This window comes from Leptotrichia sp. oral taxon 215 str. W9775 (assembly GCF_000469505.1).
Classification (GTDB): domain Bacteria; phylum Fusobacteriota; class Fusobacteriia; order Fusobacteriales; family Leptotrichiaceae; genus Leptotrichia_A.
This window is the reverse complement of the sequence record NZ_KI272830.1, coordinates 22038-37233: the sequence shown is the minus strand read 5'-3', so window position 1 is coordinate 37233 and position 15196 is coordinate 22038. Positions and strand designations below refer to the sequence as shown.

Genomic DNA, 15196 nt, shown 5'->3' with positions numbered 1-15196 from the left:
AAATTCTTACTATTTTTAAAAAATATGTTATAATTATTATAACTAAAAATATGAGAGGAATATATTATGACAAAAGAAAAAAAGAAGGAGTACCTTATTATTTCACTTTTACCCTTTATTATGCTGGTTTATTCAATAATTTTCACAAACCCTGCCGATTTAATAAAGGGAATGAAAGATATTTTTTTATCTGATGGCGTTCTTCTGACTGATTACTTTGTGGTTGGTGGTAAAGGAGCGGCCATGTTTAATGCTTCAGTCATTGCACTGCTGAATATTTATCTTATATACAGGATGGATATGAAAATCAATGGCCTGCTTATATCTGGAATTTATATAATGCTTGGATTTGCCTTCATGGGAAAAAATCTGCTTAACATTATTCCATTTTACCTAGGTACCTATGCCTATGCAAAATTTGAAGGAAGAAGCTTTAAGACAGTTATAACAGGTTGTATGTTTACAACTGCACTTTCACCGGTTGTCAGCAGTATTTCAAAAGCCTTTAATTTTTCCATTTTTGGAATTATTCTGGCAATTGGAGCCGGATTCCTTATGGGATTTATTGTACCGGCAGTTTCCATACATGTAATAAACTTCCATAACGGTTATACACTGTATAACACAGGACTGGCTGCAGGACTTATTGCCATTATTATTTATGCAATACTGGAGGAAGTTGGGCTTAAAGTTGCACCAAATAAAACATTTGTTGAAAAAATGGATTATCCTATTTTAATTTTACTTATACTGGTTTTCACTTTTTACATTATTTATGGTTATTATGCAAATGGCCGTTCATTCGAAAATTTTGACAGCCTGCTTAAACATTCAGGGAAACTTGTAACAGACTTCACTGTTACTGAAGGTTTTCCAATGGTTATGATAAATATGGGAATTTTAGGATTTATTTCCATTGCTCTTATTTTTCTTATGTTTCCTTATATTAACGGACCTATTTTATCCGGTCTTTTTACTCTTATAGGGTTTGCAGGATTTGGAAAACATCTGAAAAATGTTCTTCCAATAATAGCCGGAGTTTCACTTTCCTATATAATGTTTGGTATAAATATTCCACTTACAACTTTTGCCATAACTTTATTTTTTTCCACATGCCTTGCACCAATCAGTGGAAAATTTGGAATTATTCCGGGAATTATTGTTGGATTTACAAATTTTTGTCTAGTTTTAAATATGGGGGCACTTCATGGCGGATTGAATTTATATAATACGGGGCTTTCCGCAGGAATTGTTGCAAGTGTAAGCGTTCCTATATTACAATTATTTTATGGAGGAAAAAAATGAAAGCAAAAAAGATGAAAATTATTTCAAAAATTACAAATGAAATCACTTCTTTCTATTTAGAAAAAGGAGCAGAAAAAATAGAAATTGATATCGCTATAAACGACGCTAAAAATGGGTATGACATTTATACTTACGGGACGGTTGAACTTAGTGCCGCTGAAGTAAAAGAAATGAAAAAAAGCATGGAAGTCCACCAGGACATAGAGTACTCAGAGTATTGGGAACTTATTGGGGAGGGAGAAACTTCTGACGAACTTACTCTTGTCGCTAAAATATGTGATTCCATATATATTAATTATGAAGAAGGTGTTTTAGAAATTATTCTGAAGAAAGTTCTTTAATCATCATTTGAAAATTTTTGAAAAAATAAGATTTATGTACAAAAGGTGTCATCTCAAAAAAGAAATTAAAAATTGCTGTAAAACTGTATTCAGCAGTTATCTGTTTTCTATTTTGGGAGGGCACCATTTTTATATGATACAAAAAAATTTTCTTTTCATTTTACTTTAAGGTTTAAATGATAGAATAATTACATAAAATTATTTAAAAACTAGTAAAATTAAATTGGAGGTAAGATATGAAAAAGAAATTAATCGCTTTATTTCTTATCCTTTCAGCATTTTCATTTTCAGAAAATGTAATAAGAAAAGTAAGCGTAACCGGAAATTATGAAAAGGAAGTAATGCCTGATGTTGCCACTATAACATTCCAGATAAAAACTAAAAATGGAAATCTCAGTGTGGCAACAAAGGAAGCAAATGACAGAATTGAAAAATTTAAGTCTGCTCTGAAAAACAGGAATATTGATTTATCACAGCTTGAAACACTTTCTTTCTACAGCAGAAAACAAAAAGATTATGATAATGATGATTACAATGACAGTAAAGGGAAAAAAACCGCCGTTTCAAGTACTGAAAGTAAAAAACCTGACTCATATACTGCAAATATAGCTGTACTTATTAAGAACACTGACTTCAATCAGATAGCAGGTCTTGTAGAGTTTTCTGACGGGGAAAATCTTCAAAGTATAAATAAAAATTTTGATGACAATACATTCGAATTTAACATAAAAGCAACAGATACAACCTTGGAAAAAGCTCTGAATACTGTATTTGCCAAACTTAATTCTGCAAAATCCAAAATTCAGTCTTTAAATGTTCCAGCAAGCAATATTGTTCTGGGTGACTATAACATTACAGAAAACTTTAATGGAAAAAGTAAGGAACAGAAGGATGTTTATTATGTAATTCATAGTTTTAAAATAACTACTAAAAATATTAAAGGATTGAATTCTATCATTTCCCTTGCTGATGACAATGGAATAAATATAGACGGAAGTATCCATTTTGATATTTCCAATAAGGATCAGATAGCTTCAGACATGTATAACGAAGCATTTAAACAGGCAAAAAATAAAGCTGAAAGCATTCTGAAATCAAGTGAACTAAAACTTGCTTCTCCAATTGTTGTAAGTGAAGATGTTGAGTTTCAGCAAAAAATGATTGATAAAATTGATGAATCGTGGAGTTTTGACAGCAGCAAAGAAATAGCTGAATTTTCGGCTCCCAGTGTAAAATTTGCTGTTGCAGAACGTTCATCCGGAGCAAAAAAATCTAGAATTGATTATACTCCAAAACCAATAAAATTAATACAGAATATATCTGTAATGTATGAAATGAAATAATATTTTTAGAAAGGAAATAATAATATGAAAAAAATTATATCTATACTATTTATAATCTTTTCTGTCTTCAGTTTTTCTGATGTCGTTTCAGGAAAGAGAATACAGGTAAGGGGAACCGCAACAAAGGAACTTCTTCCAAACAGTGCAAAAATAACTCTGGAAATTATCACTGAAAATGATAATCTTGATAAAGCAAGCAAGGAAAACTCTGAAATTCTTGAAAAGTATAAAAATCTTTTGAAAAAGACAAATACAAAATATGAAAAAATTAATTCTTCAGACTATAACACTTCGGAAAATTACTGGTGGGATACTGAAGTACAGAATGAAGGGGAAAAGGAATTCAGAACTACTCTTACAGTGGAAGCTGTTTCAATCGATTTGAACAGTTTAAAGGAGTTTATGGCTGTCCTTGCAAATGAGAAAATTTTCAGTCTTCAGAGAAATATTGGAGGAAATCATGTTTTCAAAATAGTTGAACAGGATAAGACTAATAAAGGTGCTTATCAGAAAGCTGTCAATAAATTCAATGAGTTACAGAAAAAACTTTCTGCAAGAGGAATAAGTTCAGATAAGATAAAAATTGCAGGTTATAACAATCAGGAAATCAACATGGAAAAAAGAACAAGTGTTAAAAAAGTTAAGCAAAGAGTTTCCCATACTATAGAAGTTACTACAAGGGATATGAAAAGTATTGGAAATATAATTAATCTGGCGCATTCATTAAAAATCGGTTCAACAGGATATATTGAATACAATATAGATAATAAACAGAAACTGGAAGACGAACTATATGAAAATGCTTACAGGGAAGCTGCAAAAAAAGCACAGGTTATGCTTAATAAAACTGACCTTGCCCTAAAAAAACCTGTTACTATAACTGATAATTCCAACGGAGCAATAAGACCTTACTACGGTTATTACAGTGGAAATTATGCTGTATATGACGAAAAGATACTGAAGGAAAATGACCAGACTTTCATAAACAGTCTTTCTGAAAACAGTATTGTTATAAATCCTCAGAAAGTTTCATTTTCAAAAACTGTATACATTGAATTTGAAATGGATTAATATTTTAAATTTTTAAACAATATGCTGAAAAACTATTAGAAAAAAATTGTTAAAGGGAGTATAATAATAACAGGTACTTAGCTATAAAACAATCTATAGGAGGTATTTCTGTTATGAAAATTATTATTAATAGAAGCATTGCGGTACTTGGTATTAAAAGTGTCGTGATTGGCATTGCAAAAAATATTAATCCAAATGCAAAATTATCAGATTCATTTTTGAAAAAACAGAAAAAAATGGAAGAATGGGCTTTGAACTGTAATATTGACGAAGTATTTAATCATCCTGTAATTCAAGGCTACAAAGATTTGCTGCAAAGCGTCGGACGTAGTGTAAAGAAAAATCCACCTACTGTTCCTGCACTTATAAGAAATATTCAGCATCGTGGTTCTATACCCTGTATTAACAGCATTATCGATATTTATAACGTAGAAGCCTTAAATTCATTTTTAGCAATAGGTGGACATGATTTTGATAAGATACATGATTATATAGAATTTACAGTCAATGAAAGGGAAGATATTTTTCTTCCAATACTGTCCACTGAAAAGCATGTTGCCAAAACAGATTATGTCTACCGTGATGAAAAAGGAATATTGGCATGGCTTGATGTGCGTGACGGAGAAAACTATAAATTTGATGATAAAACGAAAAATGCAATTTTTATTATTCAGGGTAATCTAAATACATCTGTTGAAATGCGTATGGAGGCACTTAAAAGAATTCAGAATGACCTGGCAGAATGTATGCCAGATATGGAATTTGAAATACGTGTTATAGACATTGCTACAGAAATCTAAATTTTTATTCAATATTTTCCTGAATCTCAGATATATACTGAATATTCAGAAAATATTTCATGCTATGAAAAAGTTTCTTGACAAAATACATAATATCCTATATAATATAATTATCATATTTTTGTAATGATTTCAAATTTAAAAAAATTAAAATAGGAGGAATTAGAAATGTCACTAATAGGAAAAAAAGTAGAAAACTTTACAGTACAGGCATACCAAAACGAAGAATTCAGAGAAATTAACTTTGAAAAAGATGTATTAGGAAAATGGAGCATATTCATGTTCTATCCAGCAGACTTTACTTTCGTATGTCCTACAGAACTTGAGGATTTAGAAGATCACCATGAAGAATTGAAAAAATTAGGATTTGATGTATACTCTGTAAGTACAGATACTCACTTCACTCACAAAGCATGGCACGATCATTCTGAAGCTATTAAAAAAGTTACTTACACAATGATAGGAGATCCTACAGCTGCTGTTTCCAGAATATTTGAAGTATTAAATGAAGAAAGCGGACTTGCTTACAGAGGAACTTTCATTGTAAACCCTGAAGGAAAAATAGTTGCTTATGAAGTAAATGATGAAGGAATAGGAAGAGATGCTTCTGAACTTGTAAGAAGAGCTAAAGCTGCTAAGTTCGTAGCTGAAAATCCTGGATTAGTTTGTCCTGCAAAATGGAAAGAAGGAGAAGCTACTTTAAAACCTGGATTGGATTTAGTAGGTAAAATATAATCCGAAATCAGAAAGGAGTCTAAAAATGGCATTACTAGACGCAAATATAGTTGAACAGTTGAAAGTTTATTTCGATAAAATAGATGAACCTATTGAATTAGTCGCTTTCTTAAATGACAGTGATAAATCAAAGGAACTTGACAGTTTCTTACAGGAAGTTGATGCAATTTCAAATAAAGTAAACTATACAAAAAAAAATTTTGGAGAAGATAAAGCTCTTGAAGAACTTGCAGGTATTACAAGACCTACATCTTTCACATTACTTAAAAATGGAAAGAAAACTGGAGTTAACTTTTACGGAATTCCAGGAGGACACGAATTTAACAGTTTCATACTTGCTATCTTAGGATTAGCAGGATTAGGTAAAAAACTTGAAGGAGAACAGCTTGAAAAAGTTGCTTCAGTTCAAAAACCTTTAAATATTGAAACTTTTGTTTCTCTTTCTTGTACTCACTGCCCTGAAGTTGTACAGGCGTTAAACCTTATTTCTTCTCACAATGAAAATATAACAACTTCAATGGTTGACAGTGCAGTTTACTTTAATGAAGCTAAAGAAAAAGATATTCAGGCAGTTCCTGTAGTATTTATTAATGGAAAGGTTGCTTCTGTTGGAGAACAGACTTTAGAACAGCTTATTACAACTATAACAAACGCTTAAATAAAAAAACATACACACACAATAATTGAATATAAATGAGAATATAAAAGAGACTGGTTATAGATTTATTCTATTTCCAGTCTTTTTTTAGATTGTTATATTCTTAAAATTTTTGGATTTATTAATTAATTTGATGTTTTAGTATCATTGCTTGACTGATTATTATTTAGCTGTGGCATATTACCATGTTCTCCTGATTTACCAGGTCCTCCCGGTCTTCCTCCATGAGGTCCTTTCCCTTTCATTTCAATAAGTTCTATAATTTCAGCAGCTTCTGCTTTTGTAACTTTACCTTTATTCAGTATTTTCTTCAATTCTTCTATTCTTTCAGGATTCGGTCTCTTAAAGTTTTTATCCATTTTTCCATCTTTTCCATTTCCTTCATGCCCCGGATGTCCTGGTGGCATAGGACATTTATCTTTGTCAAACTCTTTTTGATTATTTTCTATCATTGTTTCTGTATTACCTTTTGAGTTTTTTAGATTACTTGTTGTTGCTGCACCTGCATAAACTGATAATGCCATAATTAATCCTAAACCTATAAGACTTTTTCTTTTATTTTTCATATTAATTTCCTCCATTGTTTTTATTTTTTAGAGATTTCCTTTTCTCTATGGAAACATAATATCATCTAATTTTGACAAAATTATACCTTTTTTCTTTTTCTTAAATTTGAAAAGTATTTTATGCTAAATATTCTTTTTTTATTGAATCTATGATAGAATTAAAAATAAAAATGTAAAGGATAAAGAAATGTATAATGTTTTAATTGCCGATGATAATAGACAGATTGTGTCTATTTTAAGTGAATACTGTAAAAAAAATAATTTTAATGTTTTCTTTGCACACGATGGTGAAGAAACCCTCAATAAAATAAAAAATGAAAAATTTGATATTGTTCTTCTTGACATTATGATGCCTAAGAAAAATGGTCTAGATGTATGTAAGGAAGTCAGAACCTTCTCAAATATCCCGATTATAATAATTACTGCAAGAGGTGAGGATTTTGAAAGAATAATGGGGCTTGAAACAGGTGCTGATGACTATATTGTGAAGCCTTTCTCTCCTGGAGAAGTTATTGCGAGAATTCATGCCATTTTGAGGCGGGTTATTCCAAATGAAAATCTTAATCAGGAGAAAGTTTTTTCATACGATAATCTTACAATCAATTTAAGTGATTTTACAGTAAAAATAAATGATGAGGAAATTTCCCTTACAAAAAAGGAAATAGAACTTCTCTGGCTTCTTTCTACTAATCAGAATAAAGTTTTTACAAGGGAAACCCTCCTGGATTCCATATGGGGATATGACTATTTTGGAGATAGCAGAACTGTTGACTCGCATATAAAGAGACTTCGTGCAAAACTTGATAACTATAAACATGAAGCATGGAATATAAAAACCATATGGGGTGTCGGATATAAATTTGACATTCATGAATAAAAAATTATAAGGATAACCGATATGAATATTTTTAAAAATATAAAATATATAAAAAATGAAAAAATAAACTTTAAAAGTAGAATTTTTCTTAAACTGGTATTCTATTTTGGAATTTCACTGCTCCTTTTTTCTGTTGTTACTGGAAGTGTCTTTGCTTCAATGTATGTGAGAAATACTATCAATCTGAATAAAAGAAATCTTGAAGCAAGAGCCACAAAGTTATCTGAAACAATCTCAAAACTGTGGTATAATGATGACCATCAAGAGAATTTTAAAGAACAGGGTGACAGAAGAAAACACAGGAAAAATATGCGGATGATTGAAGATATTGCAATGGCAAAAGTTTGGGTAATTGAAAAGGATTCAGGCTCCATTATTCAGGAAAAGGATACTCCTGAAAGAAATGTTCCTGAAACATACAGAATTTTACCTCCAAATGCTGAAAAAGCTGTAAGTACAGCATTTAAAGGTACAGTTAATACAACCGAAGATTTCAATGAATTCTTAGATAAAAAAGCTCTGACTACTGCAGCTCCTATTTTTAAAAATGGGGAAGTTGTCGGAGTTGTTTTACTCCATTCTCCTGTTGAAAATCTTTCTACAGCATTAAATAACGGTATTTACACCCTTATTATAAGTATCTTCGTGGCTCTTATTCTTGCAAGTATTAGTGCTATACTGCTTTCATTAAGTTTTACAAAACCTCTGAATAAGATAAAAAATACAGCTATACTGCTTTCTGAAGGTGATTATGAAGCTCAGACAGACGTTAAACAGAATGACGAAATTGGAAATCTTGCTCAAACTATAGATAAACTGGCTATACAGCTTTTTAAAAGTTCAAAGGAAAGTGAACATTTTGAAAAAATGAGACAGGATTTTATTATAAATGTATCTCACGAACTGCGTACTCCTGTTACTGTAATCAGAGGTTCAATGGAAGCACTTTGCGATAACATTATTACTGAACCTGAAAGAATTAATGAATATCACCATCAAATACTTTCTGAAAGTATTCACCTTCAGAAACTGATAAATGACCTGATTGATTTGTCAAAGCTGCAGAATACTGATTTTTCTATTGAAAAGTCACCACTTAGTTTATACGAAATTGCAAATGATGCAGCAAGAAGTATGAAACAGCCTGCCAGATTAAGAAATATAGACATTACTGTCACATGTAATAAAAATCCGGATGATTATATTTTTGAAGGAGATTATTTCCGTATAAGACAGATGATAATCATAATTTTAGATAATGCGATTAAATTTTCTTATGAAAATACTCCTATTAAAATTAATATTGGAAAAATTATATCAGAAAATGGAATAGATAAAATTAAAATGGATATTTCAAATAAAGGAAGTGGAATTGCTGATAAGGATATTAATAATATATTTGAACGTTTTCATAAAACTGAAGGAGAAAATAATGAAAGTGGAATGGGATTAGGACTTGCAATTGCTAAACAGATTGCAATAAGACATAATATTGAAATATCTGTTTCCAGTATTCCTGAAGGAGAAACTGTTTTCTCATTCACTTTTCCTGTAAAATAGAAATATATATAACTTAAAAATGGAACGTATCTCTAATCTTACATTCAAGATTATGTAGAGTTCCATTTTTATGTACTATTCATACTTTCTTTCCTCTTCTTTTTTCATAATTAATCCTTTCATTCAACATCTTTATTTGTGAAATCACATCTCTTCAACTGCTCCATTGCATGTTCTCTTATCATTTCTTCATCACTTTGTAATAATAATTCCAATTTTTCTTTCGCCTTAGGAGTGTTTATGTCTCCCAAAGCAAAGCAGCATTTTCTGACCAGTACAAAATTTATCATCCCAACGGTATTTTTCAAAATTTGAAGTTGCTAGTTCATATATGTAGTCTATTGTTTGAGGTAGGTGAAATCTTTGAAAATATGACGCTATAGTCTCATGTTCTTCATGAAATTCTTCTTTTGATAATTTAATGTAATCTTCAATAAATTCAGATCTATCATATAATCTAAAAAAACTAATTGAAAGCATCAAATTCTCTATTTCAGATGAATTTTTTCTTTGGCATGCTATTTTTATTCCCTCTTTTATTATATTTATTTTTTCTTCATCTGTAACATCAGAAAAATGTGAGATTAATTCCTCATTTCTCAGTTGAAAATTTACAATATAAGTTTTCTTGCTTAATTCAAACAATTTTTTTATTTCTTTTTCATATTTTGATGATATTTTCATTATTTACTCTCCTCTATTACTTCGTATTTTTTATTTCCATAGTTTTTCTTTAATATTACACAATAAAATCCATCATAATTTCTCCTATAATCATTTGTTACAGCATTATAAGTTGGTACAGAATCCAATCCTCATATTCAACTCCCGAATTAAAATCATTCTATACTCTACCTCAATTTTTGTCAAGTTTCTGTCCATTTCTAATTTTTTATAAAAATTCTCCCTTCTAAAAGCAAGTAAAATAAATTATTCTAAACAACACTTAAATTTTAAAGTGATATCAAATGAAATTTACTCTCTCTTTATAAATATTTCTATTATTTATGATGTATAATAAATAATAGGAAAGACATAAAATCAAAAACTTTTTGCAATATCTTTTAAAATTTACATACTTTGAAAGGAAGATTATTATGAAAAAATTTTTTTGTATAAAATTATTATGCCTTGCATCTATATTGCTGAGTATAAGCGAATCTAATTCCAACACCTTACAAAATAAAAAAGCAGTAAAACCATTACCACCTGCTAAAAATTCAGCAATACGTGCTTACACCGAAAGTGAACGTTGGACGTACTATGGCGGAGACGAATTTAATGATAATCATGTTGATACTAATAAATGGTCTTTGTATGACAATAATAATACCTATGGTCATCCCCAGGGAATGATTCAGTTCTACAATGCAAGCCAAGTTTTAGAAACAACAGACTCTCAGGGAAATGGAGTCTTAGTAATAAATTCAAAAAGAATGAAAGGTAAAACAATTACAACTCCTGACGGAGCATCTTATGAGGCATGGAATTCAGGATTTATTACATCAGGTGGCAGATATGCCCCTAATCCTGCAAAAGTTTTCTATCCTCTGTATTTAAGAATTGATGTAAGAGCAAAAATTGCAAATGAAGAAGGTTTCTGGCATGCTCCTTGGATAACTCATTATAAAGGAGCTTCTATTGCTGAACTGGATATAGGAGAATTTTTTACACCCACAAATGGAAAAAATGTAGTTACACAGTCAATTCATCTGCACAACAAAAAAACTGGAAAGCTTCAAAAAAATCTAGTGAATGGAAGTAAAAAAAACTATGCTGTAAAGTCCAGCGTTCAGAATGATTTTCACGTTTATTCTGTATCGGTGGAGCCATCTTCAAATCCTAATGAAGCAATTATTACTTATTGGGTTGATAACAAGAAAACCTATTCCTTTGCTACAGATTTACATGGAACTGGGGTATATAATAAATTTATTGAAGATTCAATATCCGACAATAGATTAAATTCTACATGGAATATTATGTTTCAAGGCGGAGTAGGTGGAAATGGCTATCCCTCAAAGAAAATAAATTCTGCAAAAAGCTATATTGACTATATTCGGGTGTTTGTTCCTTCTAAAGTTCCCCAATAAAAATTTATCCATTCCGGCTGATAATCTATCAACTGGAATGGATTTTTACTTCTCTATACTTTTTCTATTTTTATCTTTTAATTGCTTGAATTCTTTATTTTTTAACAGGTTGTCTTATTACAGTCTTCAATTTATTTATATCTGTCTTTCTTGGGTCACCTAAATAAATTTCGTGATGATATCTTTTTTCTGTTAATTCTATATTATATTCATTATTTTGTGCAAATTCATTCATTCTTTGGATAGTTTCAGGTTCTTCATTGTAGCTTCCTATATGCATACATTGTACGCAAAGTCCTTCATTATAGCTGAAAAATTCAACTTTTGAAAAATCCTTTTTCTTTTTTTCAGTAGCACACTTTATAGCCCATTCCACATCTTCCTTTTTAATAAAATCAGGTACTCTAATTAAAGAGATCCAGTTAAATAATTCCTTGTTTAGCAGATAATTTTCATGCTTTACATTTTCCTGCCACCAGAGCCCTTCCAACGGAGGAACAACATATTCAAAAAATCCTTCAATTTTGTATTGTGTCTTATAACTCATTTTAAGGGTATATGCAACTCCGTATAACATTTCAACAGCTTTCTGATATTCCCCTTCTTTCTCATTGGGATTTCCTTTTCCACGCACTGCTATAAAATTCATTTTAGGAATTTCTATAATTTCAGGTTTTTCTGATGGTTTATAAAATTTTTTAAATTCCTTCTTAAAATCAAATGCCATAACTATCATCTCCTAATGATTATTTTATGCTGATATAAATTTGGATTTCTGTATTTTCATAATCACTACCTGCTATATATTCTTCAAAATCATAGGTATAATTTCTTATATCAGATTTTTCCTTCCCAAATTCTTTCCAAAATTTATTCCAAAATTCTCCAACAGCCTTTTCAGGATTTCCGATAATTATAAATTTTGCATATTTTCCTTCTGGAATTTCTAACTTTATCATATTTTCAGGAATCTCATCAATTTTATTTTTCACTTCACAACCTGTAAGGCAGTCATACTCAAATCCATTTTCGTTATTGTAGTTATAGTAAACACCTATAGTATTGTCATTTATTCTATTTTCTATATTTTTAGCACCTTTTTCAGAATACAGTTTTTTCCATAAATCTGAAATTTTTTCAGACATTGTTTCATCATCTTTCACTCTTGTTTTAAATCCAACAAAAGTTTTTTCTTTAATTTCTACTATTTCATATTTCATAATTGTACCGCCTTTATCAATTTATTTGTATTGTTTAAAATTTTCTATAGCTATTATAATACAAAAAATGTGACATCAGTGTGTCATATTTATAATAATATTATTTATTTATTTTAAAACAATACTGTGTATTTATTCTTCAGTATGGTTCTCTAATTTTGCAATTTTAGGTTCTTCTGCTGAAATAATGTCAATTACATGATTCCATGAAAAAATCCCATAGTGCATATATTTATCATCAAAAATATCATTATAAAAAGTAATATTTTTTACCATTTTAAGATATGAGGAATTTTTAATTATCATGAAATATTTTCCCAAAATTTTGCTATTTTCATCAGGATTTGCAAAGGATTCATTTCTAATTTGATACATTATATAGTTCTCAAATACTATCTCATAAATTTCATTATAGTTGATTAAAACAGGATAAGACTCCTTTAATATTTCATCAAGTTCTTTATTTCCAGTATTACTTACTTCAGAACCTTTTTCTCCTAAAAGAGGAAGAGTAACTATTATTTTTAATATATTATTTGTACTATCACATATCTTTAAGATATACGGTAAAATATCATCATTTTTATATTTTTCACCAAATTTTATCATTATTTCTACTCCCATAAAAAATTAATCAAGTTTTTTTAAAATAATTCTCCTTCATTTTCTCAATTTTCTCAAATAAAATTCTTTTTATTCTTTCAGGTTCTTTCACTTTCAAATATTCTCCAAAAGACAAAAGATATCCATAAAGCCATTCATTTTCAGGATATTCCATTATAATTTCAAAATTTCCATTTTCCATTTTACTTATATTTTCTTCCGAACATTCATCATAAACACGATATGCCTGTGATTTATCTATTTCAACTACAACTCTTACATCTTTTACTTTAGATTTTTTATCATCAAACTTAAAATTTTCTAGCGATTTTTCAAAATGTTCTTCTGTAAGAATCAACTCTTTTATTCTATTTATTTTAAACTGCCTGATGTCTTTTTTATCATGACAATAAGCAAATAAGTACCATGCCTTTTCTTTAAACCATATTTTCAGTGGATCTGATGTCCTATAAGACTTCTCTCCTCTTAAATTAAAATATGTAAATTTTATTGTCAATTTTTTAAGTATAGCCTGCTTTATATTTTCAAATAAAACATTATCGTCACTTCCATATCTGGAAAAATCAACTTCTATCCAGTTATCTGACGATTTATTAAAAATCAAACTCAATTTTTTAAGAGTTCCTTCCGATTCTGGATAATTTGCAGCCTTCAGACTTTGCAATGCATACATTATTTCATTCTGCTCATCCTGAGAAATCAGCGATTTATTCAAAGTATAACCTTCCAGTAATCTAATTCCGCCATTTTTACCTCTTAAAGAATATACAGGGATGCCTGCAGAAGCTAAAGTTTCTACATCCCTGTATACGGTTCTTAAAGATACTTCAAAATATTCTGATAGTTCTTTTGCTGTAATATTTTTCTTGTTCAGCATCATATGAAGCATCTCAAATAATCTATTTATTTGCATAATTTGTCAACCTATTTTTATATTATATATTTTCTCCTGAAATTTCCTCTTCTTCATCATTATCATTTTCAGGTTTAATTTCGTTATCCTCTGAAATTTCTGTCACTTCTCCAGAAATTTCATTTACAGCTTCTTCTATTTTTTCCTTTTCTTCTGCTGCTTCCTTTTTTTCCATTTCATCCTTTGCTTCTTCAGCAAATTCATCATACTCGTCCTCTTCAATTTTTTCCTTATTCTTTTTCTTCAGTGCAAATACAGCTGCTCCTATCGCAATAATGGCAATAGCTATTCCCACACCTATTAAAATTGGAAGTAAAAGATTGCTGTCTTTATATTTGAACTCAGCCTTGTCTCCTTCATAGAATGTTATTTCATCTTTAGCGTCTGAAACTATACCTTCCTGAATAGAATCAGCTATTATTTTACCGTGTACTTTTATAACTAACTTATTTATTTTAACTGTACCCATATTTACAGTTACAGTTCCGTGTTCCTTAGTAAAAATACTCTTTTTTACTTTTTCTTTGCTATTTTTATCAACATTTTCTTTGTCTTTATCCTTATCTTTTGGCTTAATTTCAACAGTTTTTGATTCATCTTTTTTCTGATGCTCAGGATTTTCCACATTTTCCTTATTTTTACCCTTATTTCCACCATTTGGAGATACTATTGGAGAATTTAATTCAGACATTGTCATCCCGGTATTAATAAACGCAAGTATTTTCTCAAGTTCTTCTTCTGTTTTCCATTCAAGCTTTACATTGTACTTATCAACTGAATTATCATCTGATTCTATTTTTTCAAATTCAAATTTTTTTACACCCAGTTTTTCAATTTCCTTTTTCAACTGTTCTTCAGGCATCAAATTTTTCATAATTGAAACTTCTGAAGTTGATGTTCCTGATAAATCAGAGTTTATATTCATGCTTGTTTCGATTTTTACACAGCTTTGCAGTATAAAAAATATCATTGTAAATAATATAACTTTTATTATTTTTCCTATTTTCATCCCTATTTTTCCTCCTATACATTTTTTACCAGATGACAACCTCTTTTCAAGTAAATTATTATATTACTATTTAAAAATCTG

At 29.6% G+C, this 15196-nt stretch carries 17 protein-coding genes; 10 read left to right on the top strand and 7 right to left on the bottom strand.

What is annotated here, in order from left to right; genetic code table 11:
• Nucleotides 1-66 precede the first annotated feature (66 nt).
• The 7 genes from HMPREF1984_RS02605 (at nucleotide 67) to HMPREF1984_RS02575 (ending at nucleotide 6253) form a co-directional block, all read left to right on the top strand.
• Nucleotides 67-1305, top strand: coding sequence for a DUF1576 domain-containing protein (locus HMPREF1984_RS02605; RefSeq protein WP_021766327.1), 1239 nt, complete (start codon nucleotides 67-69; stop codon nucleotides 1303-1305).
• Entirely contained in the window at nucleotides 1302-1646 is a 345-nt protein-coding gene (locus HMPREF1984_RS02600; RefSeq protein WP_021766326.1) for a hypothetical protein, read from the top strand. Before HMPREF1984_RS02605 ends, HMPREF1984_RS02600 begins: the two co-directional genes overlap by 4 nt.
• Before the next feature lie 236 nt (nucleotides 1647-1882).
• Nucleotides 1883-2989 (top strand): SIMPL domain-containing protein, encoded by a 1107-nt coding sequence (locus HMPREF1984_RS02595; protein WP_021766324.1) that lies wholly within the window; start codon nucleotides 1883-1885, stop codon nucleotides 2987-2989.
• A gap of 24 nt (nucleotides 2990-3013) precedes the next feature.
• Nucleotides 3014-4060, top strand: coding sequence for an SIMPL domain-containing protein (locus HMPREF1984_RS02590; RefSeq protein WP_021766323.1), 1047 nt, complete (start codon nucleotides 3014-3016; stop codon nucleotides 4058-4060).
• Between the two features lie 113 nt (nucleotides 4061-4173).
• On the top strand, nucleotides 4174-4860 hold the full coding sequence (locus HMPREF1984_RS02585) for a B3/4 domain-containing protein (protein ID WP_021766322.1): 687 nt from the start codon (nucleotides 4174-4176) through the stop codon (nucleotides 4858-4860).
• A gap of 168 nt (nucleotides 4861-5028) precedes the next feature.
• Complete coding sequence (gene ahpC / locus HMPREF1984_RS02580; protein ID WP_021766321.1) at nucleotides 5029-5595, top strand: alkyl hydroperoxide reductase subunit C; 567 nt, start codon at nucleotides 5029-5031, stop codon at nucleotides 5593-5595.
• Nucleotides 5596-5620: 25 nt separating this feature from the next.
• A complete protein-coding gene (locus tag HMPREF1984_RS02575) occupies nucleotides 5621-6253 on the top strand; it encodes a thioredoxin family protein (RefSeq protein WP_021766320.1) in 633 nt (210 codons plus the stop codon).
• Nucleotides 6254-6378: 125 nt separating this feature from the next.
• Here the strand turns inward: HMPREF1984_RS02575 and HMPREF1984_RS02570 are convergent, their stop codons facing one another.
• On the bottom strand, nucleotides 6379-6819 hold the full coding sequence (locus HMPREF1984_RS02570) for a hypothetical protein (RefSeq protein WP_051314438.1): 441 nt from the start codon (nucleotides 6817-6819) through the stop codon (nucleotides 6379-6381).
• A 187-nt stretch (nucleotides 6820-7006) separates the two neighbouring features.
• Here HMPREF1984_RS02570 and HMPREF1984_RS02565 point away from each other — a divergent pair, with 187 nt between their 5' ends.
• Nucleotides 7007-7696 carry a response regulator transcription factor gene (locus HMPREF1984_RS02565; protein WP_021766318.1) on the top strand — a complete coding sequence of 230 codons (690 nt, stop codon included), beginning with the start codon at nucleotides 7007-7009 and terminating at the stop codon, nucleotides 7694-7696.
• A gap of 21 nt (nucleotides 7697-7717) precedes the next feature.
• On the top strand, nucleotides 7718-9256 hold the full coding sequence (locus HMPREF1984_RS02560) for a HAMP domain-containing sensor histidine kinase (RefSeq protein WP_021766317.1): 1539 nt from the start codon (nucleotides 7718-7720) through the stop codon (nucleotides 9254-9256).
• 228 nt (nucleotides 9257-9484) lie between these two features.
• On the opposite strand, the gene HMPREF1984_RS02555 is transcribed toward HMPREF1984_RS02560, so the two are convergent.
• Nucleotides 9485-9940, bottom strand: coding sequence for a hypothetical protein (locus HMPREF1984_RS02555; RefSeq protein WP_021766315.1), 456 nt, complete (start codon nucleotides 9938-9940; stop codon nucleotides 9485-9487).
• Between the two features lie 413 nt (nucleotides 9941-10353).
• On the opposite strand from HMPREF1984_RS02555, the gene HMPREF1984_RS02550 reads away from it, so the two are divergent.
• Nucleotides 10354-11349, top strand: a complete 996-nt coding sequence (locus tag HMPREF1984_RS02550; protein WP_021766313.1) for a family 16 glycosylhydrolase — start codon at nucleotides 10354-10356, stop codon at nucleotides 11347-11349.
• Between the two features lie 94 nt (nucleotides 11350-11443).
• Here HMPREF1984_RS02550 and HMPREF1984_RS02545 read toward each other — a convergent pair whose 3' ends face one another.
• The 5 genes from HMPREF1984_RS02545 to HMPREF1984_RS02525 form a co-directional block, all read right to left on the bottom strand.
• Nucleotides 11444-12076 carry a GyrI-like domain-containing protein gene (locus HMPREF1984_RS02545; protein WP_036099514.1) on the bottom strand — a complete coding sequence of 211 codons (633 nt, stop codon included), beginning with the start codon at nucleotides 12074-12076 and terminating at the stop codon, nucleotides 11444-11446.
• A gap of 19 nt (nucleotides 12077-12095) precedes the next feature.
• Nucleotides 12096-12569 (bottom strand): GyrI-like domain-containing protein, encoded by a 474-nt coding sequence (locus HMPREF1984_RS02540; protein WP_021766311.1) that lies wholly within the window; start codon nucleotides 12567-12569, stop codon nucleotides 12096-12098.
• 132 nt (nucleotides 12570-12701) lie between these two features.
• A complete protein-coding gene (locus HMPREF1984_RS02535; RefSeq protein WP_156894232.1) occupies nucleotides 12702-13178 on the bottom strand; it encodes a hypothetical protein in 477 nt (158 codons plus the stop codon).
• A 25-nt stretch (nucleotides 13179-13203) separates the two neighbouring features.
• On the bottom strand, nucleotides 13204-14106 hold the full coding sequence (locus HMPREF1984_RS02530; protein ID WP_021766309.1) for a YafY family protein: 903 nt from the start codon (nucleotides 14104-14106) through the stop codon (nucleotides 13204-13206).
• Nucleotides 14107-14128: 22 nt separating this feature from the next.
• A complete protein-coding gene (locus tag HMPREF1984_RS02525; protein ID WP_036099512.1) occupies nucleotides 14129-15115 on the bottom strand; it encodes a hypothetical protein in 987 nt (328 codons plus the stop codon).
• Nucleotides 15116-15196 lie beyond the last annotated feature (81 nt).

What these genes read in the sequence shown, in the direction of transcription:
- HMPREF1984_RS02560 (WP_021766317.1), top strand. Translation starts at nt 7,718, where the DNA reads ATGAATATTTTTAAAAATATAAAATATATAAAAAATGAAAAAATAAAC.
- HMPREF1984_RS02525 (WP_036099512.1), bottom strand. Translation starts at nt 15,115, where the DNA reads ATGAAAATAGGAAAAATAATAAAAGTTATATTATTTACAATGATATTT.
- HMPREF1984_RS02605 (WP_021766327.1), top strand. Translation starts at nt 67, where the DNA reads ATGACAAAAGAAAAAAAGAAGGAGTACCTTATTATTTCACTTTTACCC.
- HMPREF1984_RS02575 (WP_021766320.1), top strand. Translation starts at nt 5,621, where the DNA reads ATGGCATTACTAGACGCAAATATAGTTGAACAGTTGAAAGTTTATTTC.
- HMPREF1984_RS02555 (WP_021766315.1), bottom strand. Translation starts at nt 9,940, where the DNA reads ATGAAAATATCATCAAAATATGAAAAAGAAATAAAAAAATTGTTTGAA.
- HMPREF1984_RS02550 (WP_021766313.1), top strand. Translation starts at nt 10,354, where the DNA reads ATGAAAAAATTTTTTTGTATAAAATTATTATGCCTTGCATCTATATTG.
- ahpC (WP_021766321.1), top strand. Translation starts at nt 5,029, where the DNA reads ATGTCACTAATAGGAAAAAAAGTAGAAAACTTTACAGTACAGGCATAC.
- HMPREF1984_RS02570 (WP_051314438.1), bottom strand. Translation starts at nt 6,819, where the DNA reads ATGAAAAATAAAAGAAAAAGTCTTATAGGTTTAGGATTAATTATGGCA.
- HMPREF1984_RS02565 (WP_021766318.1), top strand. Translation starts at nt 7,007, where the DNA reads ATGTATAATGTTTTAATTGCCGATGATAATAGACAGATTGTGTCTATT.
- HMPREF1984_RS02585 (WP_021766322.1), top strand. Translation starts at nt 4,174, where the DNA reads ATGAAAATTATTATTAATAGAAGCATTGCGGTACTTGGTATTAAAAGT.
- HMPREF1984_RS02535 (WP_156894232.1), bottom strand. Translation starts at nt 13,178, where the DNA reads ATGATAAAATTTGGTGAAAAATATAAAAATGATGATATTTTACCGTAT.
- HMPREF1984_RS02595 (WP_021766324.1), top strand. Translation starts at nt 1,883, where the DNA reads ATGAAAAAGAAATTAATCGCTTTATTTCTTATCCTTTCAGCATTTTCA.
- HMPREF1984_RS02590 (WP_021766323.1), top strand. Translation starts at nt 3,014, where the DNA reads ATGAAAAAAATTATATCTATACTATTTATAATCTTTTCTGTCTTCAGT.
- HMPREF1984_RS02540 (WP_021766311.1), bottom strand. Translation starts at nt 12,569, where the DNA reads ATGAAATATGAAATAGTAGAAATTAAAGAAAAAACTTTTGTTGGATTT.
- HMPREF1984_RS02600 (WP_021766326.1), top strand. Translation starts at nt 1,302, where the DNA reads ATGAAAGCAAAAAAGATGAAAATTATTTCAAAAATTACAAATGAAATC.
- HMPREF1984_RS02545 (WP_036099514.1), bottom strand. Translation starts at nt 12,076, where the DNA reads ATGGCATTTGATTTTAAGAAGGAATTTAAAAAATTTTATAAACCATCA.
- HMPREF1984_RS02530 (WP_021766309.1), bottom strand. Translation starts at nt 14,106, where the DNA reads ATGCAAATAAATAGATTATTTGAGATGCTTCATATGATGCTGAACAAG.